The following is a 6134-nucleotide window of genomic DNA, read 5'->3' on the forward strand; positions in this document are numbered from 1 at the left end:
AAACATGAAGACAATAATAAGTACACCAAAGGCACCAGCGGCAATAGGACCATATTCACAGGCGGTTCTCGTGAATGGAATGCTTTTTACATCAGGAGTTATACCTATCGATCCTGAGACAAATACACTGGTTGAGGGAGATGTCACTGTACAGGCAAGACAGGCGATCGGCAATCTCAAGAATCTCATAGAGGCATCAGGCTCATCTATGGATAAGGTAGTGAAGACAACAGTATTTATCAAGGATATGAATGATTTTGGCAAGATAAATGATATTTACAAGGACTTCTTCACAAGCGATTTCCCTGCACGTTCATGCGTGGAGGTTGCAAGACTCCCTAAGGATGTGCTTATAGAGATAGAAGCCATCGCTACAGTAGAGTAAGCGTATGAGACAGGACAATGTTCAGAGAAAGGTACACGGAGCGTCATGGTTTTTCCTGTCGCTGATATGTGTGTATCTGTGTGTTGTTATGATCCTGTGGAAGACGAATATCGGCTCACATATAACCATGGTTCAGAATCTGATCCTGAGCCAGAGCATGATATTCGTGCCGACGATCATATATATTCTTATAAGCAAATGTGATCTGCGCGAAACGCTCAGACTGAAAAAGACGCACTGGCTGGCGATAATCATCGTTCCGGCATTCGTCGTGGCTCTTGAGCCTCTTATGACACTCATAAATGCCATAAGTCTTCTGTGGGTGGAGAGTGCCACTACCGAGCTTGCAACAGGTCTTGTGTCGAATCATAAGCTGTGGGTGTCAACACTTCTCATGGCGGTCACTCCGGGAATCGTGGAGGAGCTTGCCTACAGAGGCGTCATAATGGGAAGCTACAGATATGGCAGCAGACTGGCGGCTATAATCATAGGAGGAATAATGTTCGGAGCCATGCACATGAATTTCAATCAGATGGCATATGCGATGGTTCTGGGAATGATGCTGGGATTTCTTGCCGAGGCGACAGGAAGTATATTTACGACCATGTATGCCCATTTCTGCTTTAATGAGATATCCGTCATCATCAGCTATATAGCATCACATGTCAGCGTGCTAAAGCAGATGGTGGAGAAACAGGCTTCTGAGGGAATAGCAGCAGATCAGCTCAAGCAGACGATATTGATATATATTCCATTTGCATTTATGGGATTGTGTGCGGCTGTGGCGATGATAGTGTTGTTGGCGTACCTGAATGGAAGGCATATGGATATGCTGGCGATGTTCAGAAGAAACAGGAACGCTGAGGTCAAGAGACCGAGGATCATATCTGTGCCGCTTGTTCTGGCACTGTGCGTATGCATAGGATTTATGATAATAACAGAATTTGTTTTATGATATGTAATACAATGCCTGCACTTTTATAGGTGCGGGCATTTGCATATTAATGCCGTTAATCCCTGTTGAGTAACCAGTAGAAGGAGATGGCATACAGTCCGGCAACACCCACCAGAGTATAGATTATTCTGGAAAATGCAGTTCCGGCACCGAAGATGCCGTCCACTATGTTGTAGCTGAACAGTCCTATAATGCCCCATACGATAGCACCGATTATGGTCAGTGTGAGACATATGCAATTTAATGTTTTCATTTTTGACCTCCAATATGATCGCGCCAAATGCGGCGTTTCAGTATGATGTAATTGTGTGCAGTTATCATTTTAAATATTCATGAGATTCAGGTGACTTGACACAAAAAAGTAAGTGTAGTAAATTTACATATGAATACTTGTTCAAATGGAACACGTGAGTTGCTTGTTTGGGAGCAGAAAGGACCATAGATATGGCAGAAGATAAAAATATTTTTTTTGACAGTTATGAACTGGAACAGTCGGATCTCGCAGATCTGGCAGACCTGTTCAAGGTGTTTGGCGATGCGACACGTATATCCATCATGTTCGCCCTGCTTAAGCAGGAACTGAGTGTCGGAGACATCGCAGAGCGTCTGGAGATGAATGCATCGGCTATTTCACACCAGCTCAGGGTGCTGAAGCAGGCCAAATTGATAAAAAGCAGAAGAGAGGGCAAGAATATAATATATTCCCTGGCCGATGAGCACGTTGTGACCATCATCAAACAGGGTGTTGACCATATACTTGAATAGAATATACGAGAGGTAGAATATGAAGGTAGAATCACTTATATTTGACATGGATGGAACTCTGTGGGACAGCGCGGCAAATGTGGCTGCGTCCTGGAGTGAAGTCCTCGAAAGACAGGCTGATGTGGACATGAAGGTGACAGAGGCCGATATCAAATCTGTTATGGGTATGCCTATGGATGCCATTGCCGACAAGCTGTTCGGAGCGTATTCGGAGGACAGAATGACTCAGCTTATAGATGCCTGCGGAGACTATGAGAACGAGTATCTCCGTGAACATGGTGGCGTTCTGTACGATGGTGTAGAGGATACCATTGCGAAGCTTTCGGGATCACACAGGCTGTTTATAGTCAGCAACTGCCAGAGTGGATATATAGAGGCATTTCTTGATTATTACGGGTTTGGAAAGTATTTTAAGGATATACTCTGCTGGGGAGATACAAAGGTATCAAAGGGCGAGAGTATAAAGATACTCATGGAGAAGAATGGAATAGAGGATGCTGCATATGTCGGCGACATCCAGGGCGACTGCGACAGTGCCAGATTTGCCGGGATAAAGTTCATTCACGCGGCATACGGGTTTGGCAGTGTGAAGGATAAGGATGCGGAGATCCATACATTTGCGGAACTTCTTGACGTGGTGGAGTGATCCGGAAGGTCATTTACAGACCTGCTATAAAACATAATAAACAGAAAAACAGGGAGTATATCAGCAGTTGATATACTCCCTGTCTCTATATATTATTTATCCATATGCTCAAGTGCAGCTGCTACAAATCCTTTGAAAAGAGGATGTGGCTTGTTTGGTCTTGATTTGAATTCCGGATGTGCCTGTGTTCCGATGAACCAAGGATGCTCAGGAATCTCGATCATCTCGACGATATGTCCGTCAGGTGACAGTCCGACAAGCTCCATTCCGTTGTCAGTCAGAGCCTGACGATAGTCATTGTTGACCTCGTATCTGTGTCTGTGACGCTCGTGGATATATTCTGTACCGTATAACTGGTATGACTTTGAATCCTTTGCAAGCACACAAGGATATGAACCAAGTCTGAGGGTACCGCCAAGATCGGTTACATCGTGCTGGTTTGGCATGATGTGGATTACCTGGTGGAATGAGTTTGGATTGAACTCAGAGCTGTGGGCGTCTGAATATCCAAGTACATTTCTTGCAAATTCAACTATCGTGAGCTGCATTCCGAGACACAGTCCAAGGTAAGGAACCTTGTGTGTTCTGGCGTAATTGATAGAAGTGATCATTCCCTCTATACCTCTGTCGCCAAAGCCGCCCGGAACAAGGATTCCGTCTATATCGCCGAGGATCTCAGCGACATTCTCCTCTGTTACAAGCTCGGAGTCGACCCACTTGATCTCAACCTCTGCCTTGTTGGCAACGCCGGCATGCTTCAATGCCTCAACTACTGAGATATAGGCATCGTGAAGTGATACGTACTTTCCGACCAGAGCAACTCTTACATTCTTCTCAGGATGCTTCCATGCATCTATCATGCTTGTCCACTCGAGCCATGCCTGTTCTGCAGGTGGAGGACATTCCATATCCAGGCACTCACATACTACATCGGCAAGGTGCTCCTTCTCCATGGCAAGTGGAACCTCATACAGAACATCCACGTCAAGATTCTGTATAACGTTTCTGCTCGGCACGTTACAGAACAGTGCGATCTTATCCTTGATGCCCTGATCAAGAGGAAGATCGGAACGACATACGAGGATATCGGGCTGAATACCCATTCCCTGAAGATTCTTAACGCTCGCCTGGGTAGGCTTGGTCTTGATCTCACCTGAAGCCTTCAGATAAGGGATAAGAGTTACATGGATCATGATGCAGTTCTTAGGACCGACCTCATGCTGGAACTGTCTGATAGCCTCAAGGAATGGCTGGCTTTCGATATCTCCAACGGTTCCGCCGATCTCGATTATCGCTACCTCAGTATCCTTTGCATCGGGATTTCTGTAGAATCTGTCTTTTATCTCATTGGTGATATGTGGCACTACCTGTACTGTGTGTCCTCCGAAATCACCATGGCGCTCCTTCTGAAGGATGCTCCAGTATACCTTTCCGGTTGTTACATTAGAATTCTTGTTGAGACTTTCGTCTATAAAACGCTCATAGTGACCGAGATCCAGATCTGTTTCGGCGCCGTCGTCAGTGACAAAAACTTCGCCGTGCTGGATAGGGTTCATTGTTCCCGGATCAATATTGATATAAGGGTCGAACTTCTGGCTTGTGACTTTATATCCTCTCATCTTGAGAAGACGTCCAAGAGAAGCAGCAGTAATACCCTTACCGAGTCCAGATACAACACCACCAGTGACAAACACATACTTGACTGCCATAATTATATCCTCCATTAATACTTCAAAAAACTACATTAACATATTATAAGCAAGCCATATCTAAAAGTCAATTGAGAAAAACAAGCTAAAAACAAATTAAACTTGGCAAAATAATGCTCTGGCTGTTGAAATGAACGTTTTAGGGTCAGATGACATGAAATAATGAAGCACACTGATGCGTGAAGGCTGTCGCACCTGTGCACGACATACATTATGTCGTTGCACTTGCGTGTATCGACATATACTAATATAATTATAAAAGAGTATGTAAATGTGGGGCGTGCGTCATGCTCACACATAACAAATACGGATTATAATGCATTTTCATGCTTGGGATTGGAATATACAGATTGATGAAAAAGATAACGTTTATACATATATCCGATGTGCTGCTCGGCGCGCTGCCTGACAGGGAGTGTGTATGGAGCGGCGAGAGGAAAAACGAAATATACATGACATTTGAGGCTGTGGTGGCACGTGCCGGGGAGCTTGACGTGGATTTTCTTCTGGTTGCAGGCAATCTGTTTGACCATCAGCCATCTGAGGAAGAGCTTGTATGGCTTGATGAGATATTTGGAAGCTTAAAGCATACAGTGGTCATATATGCTGCTGGATTTCAGGATAATCTGGGAAGTGATGCGCCGCTTCTTGACTATGGTTTCAAATCCCGTGTGTGTGTGATCGGAAGCCCTGGAATAAGACAGATTGGAGACAAACAGACTGGAGATATGGGGTACACAGCGGTCAGGGATGAGCAGGCGACCATGGCACTGGATCATATTCATTTTCCGGACAAGGACGTTGATATATACGGCGTGAGCTATTTTGACAGGAAGATGGATGCCAGGGTGGTGGATGATGCAGAACCGCAGGATGAAGCGGTATGTAATGTGCTGATCGCATGTGGGGGTGACCGGAGACGGATGCCGGTTGACTGGAACAGGCTGCGTGCCAGTGGATTTAATTACATTGCGTTTGGCGGCCGCCAGAAGTATCAGATGAAGATTCCGGGCAAGGCTTATTATTCTGGAAGTCCGGAGGCTGTGTCGAGAGAGTCAACAGGCGCACATGGATATATCTATGGGGAAATGTCTGACGGAGTGGTTTCGACTAAGTTTGTGCCTGTTGCGGTCAGAGAATATAAAAGAATTGATTATCCGGTGGATAACGATACAAGGGACGGTGCTCTGACGGAGGCCATTCTGGGTATCCTGGAGCTTGAGGGATGTGACAATATATATTCCATATGCCTGAACCGTATGGCGGGCTGTGAGAAGAACTTCGATATATCATCCATGCTGAAGGATTACAGAATCCTGGCGGTGGAAGGTGAGAGATTTGAACGATCCGACTACAGTGAATACGCCAGAGCCAACAAAAATACAGAATTTGGCCGATTGCTCGATAAACTGAATGTTGCCGATCTTGAAAGCAGAGACGGAATAAAACTTGCGGTCGACATGATGATAGAGGTGTCGGGGCTGTATGCAAGATCGGGCAGAAAAATGGGCAGGGAGCTTTATCACGATACACTGAGACAGGTCAGACAGATACTCAGGATGAAATGTCAGACATACGAGGCGGACGCTGCGGTCAGGGAATATATGAGCCTGCAAAATGACTACGAGGTCAGCTCTGATGTTCTGGGTGAGCTTAACTCGGTATGGGCACAGG

At 45.5% G+C, this 6134-nt stretch carries 7 protein-coding genes; 5 read left to right on the forward strand and 2 right to left on the reverse strand.

Annotation, left to right across the window (positions count from 1 at the left end):
* The first annotated feature begins 4 nt into the window (after positions 1-4).
* Both ABUA34_RS00500 and ABUA34_RS00505 read left to right on the forward strand, forming a co-directional pair.
* Positions 5-385: a RidA family protein gene (locus ABUA34_RS00500; RefSeq protein ID WP_015533429.1), complete on the forward strand. Its 381-nt coding sequence runs from the start codon at positions 5-7 to the stop codon at positions 383-385.
* A gap of 4 nt (positions 386-389) precedes the next feature.
* Entirely contained in the window at positions 390-1340 is a 951-nt protein-coding gene (locus ABUA34_RS00505) for a CPBP family intramembrane glutamic endopeptidase (RefSeq protein ID WP_161172148.1), read from the forward strand.
* Between the two features lie 55 nt (positions 1341-1395).
* Here ABUA34_RS00505 and ABUA34_RS00510 read toward each other — a convergent pair whose 3' ends face one another.
* Positions 1396-1593 (reverse strand): DUF378 domain-containing protein, encoded by a 198-nt coding sequence (locus ABUA34_RS00510; protein ID WP_015533427.1) that lies wholly within the window; start codon positions 1591-1593, stop codon positions 1396-1398.
* A 191-nt stretch (positions 1594-1784) separates the two neighbouring features.
* On the opposite strand from ABUA34_RS00510, the gene ABUA34_RS00515 reads away from it, so the two are divergent.
* Together ABUA34_RS00515 and ABUA34_RS00520 are read left to right on the forward strand one after the other, a co-directional pair.
* Complete coding sequence (locus ABUA34_RS00515; RefSeq protein ID WP_022216728.1) at positions 1785-2105, forward strand: ArsR/SmtB family transcription factor; 321 nt, start codon at positions 1785-1787, stop codon at positions 2103-2105.
* Between the two features lie 19 nt (positions 2106-2124).
* On the forward strand, positions 2125-2751 hold the full coding sequence (locus tag ABUA34_RS00520) for an HAD family hydrolase (protein ID WP_055147963.1): 627 nt from the start codon (positions 2125-2127) through the stop codon (positions 2749-2751).
* A gap of 92 nt (positions 2752-2843) precedes the next feature.
* Here the strand turns inward: ABUA34_RS00520 and pyrG are convergent, their stop codons facing one another.
* Complete coding sequence (pyrG, locus tag ABUA34_RS00525; protein WP_015533424.1) at positions 2844-4460, reverse strand: CTP synthase; 1617 nt, start codon at positions 4458-4460, stop codon at positions 2844-2846.
* A 353-nt stretch (positions 4461-4813) separates the two neighbouring features.
* On the opposite strand from pyrG, the gene ABUA34_RS00530 reads away from it, so the two are divergent.
* Positions 4814-6134: metallophosphoesterase family protein (locus ABUA34_RS00530; protein ID WP_349822671.1), on the forward strand; the 1321-nt coding region annotated here is incomplete at its 3' end.

Source organism: Coprococcus sp. RTP21428st1_C9_RTP21428_210409 (assembly GCF_040227395.1).
Classification (GTDB): domain Bacteria; phylum Bacillota; class Clostridia; order Lachnospirales; family Lachnospiraceae; genus Coprococcus; species Coprococcus aceti.

Bases quoted from the DNA above. Each gene is read 5' to 3' on its own strand.
- ABUA34_RS00500 (WP_015533429.1), top strand. From the start codon at position 5: ATGAAGACAATAATAAGTACACCAAAGGCACCAGCGGCAATAGGACCA.
- ABUA34_RS00505 (WP_161172148.1), top strand. From the start codon at position 390: ATGAGACAGGACAATGTTCAGAGAAAGGTACACGGAGCGTCATGGTTT.
- ABUA34_RS00510 (WP_015533427.1), bottom strand. From the start codon at position 1,593: ATGAAAACATTAAATTGCATATGTCTCACACTGACCATAATCGGTGCT.
- ABUA34_RS00515 (WP_022216728.1), top strand. From the start codon at position 1,785: ATGGCAGAAGATAAAAATATTTTTTTTGACAGTTATGAACTGGAACAG.
- ABUA34_RS00520 (WP_055147963.1), top strand. From the start codon at position 2,125: ATGAAGGTAGAATCACTTATATTTGACATGGATGGAACTCTGTGGGAC.
- pyrG (WP_015533424.1), bottom strand. From the start codon at position 4,460: ATGGCAGTCAAGTATGTGTTTGTCACTGGTGGTGTTGTATCTGGACTC.